This is a genomic window from Cupriavidus sp. 01L43 (genome assembly GCF_056399925.1).
The window spans coordinates 1-413 of sequence record NZ_JBFTSH010000060.1 but is presented as its reverse complement, the minus strand read 5'-3'; the positions used below and the strand labels follow the sequence as shown (position 1 = coordinate 413).

The 413-nt window shown below is 62.2% G+C and carries 1 protein-coding gene; it reads left to right on the top strand.

The window, feature by feature from the left end; all coding sequences use genetic code 11:
* Window positions 1-96 precede the first annotated feature (96 nt).
* On the top strand, window positions 97-413 hold a 317-nt coding region (locus AC1DP9_RS27775; protein WP_477109081.1), incomplete at its 3' end, for a hypothetical protein.

The following is a 413-nucleotide window of genomic DNA, read 5'->3' as shown; positions in this document are numbered from 1 at the left end:
ATCGGATCCATGGCAGCCGCATTGGCCCTCCTCCTTGGGTGCGCACAACACCCGGTCTCAGCGTTGGCCGATGTCCAGCCACCACCCCAGCCCATCATGTCGGAAGACCCGGGCGAGGACGCGCCGATCTTGCATCAGCCTCCGGCACTCACAGCTGAGCTGCTGGCCTTGACGGAAGGCAGCATCGAGGAACGCATAGCAAAGCTCAAGCGCAAGGTGCTGAAGGACCTGATCCGGGTCGAAGGCGGCAGCTTCATGATGGGGGATTTCGGGCTCGGGTGGACCCCGGAGGGGTTGTACTACACGAGCGGACTCGATAACAAACCGCCCTTCAAAGTCACGCTGACGGGTTACAACCTTGCCCGGTTCAAGACCACCTATGCCGAGTACGACGTGTTCGCCGACGCCACCGG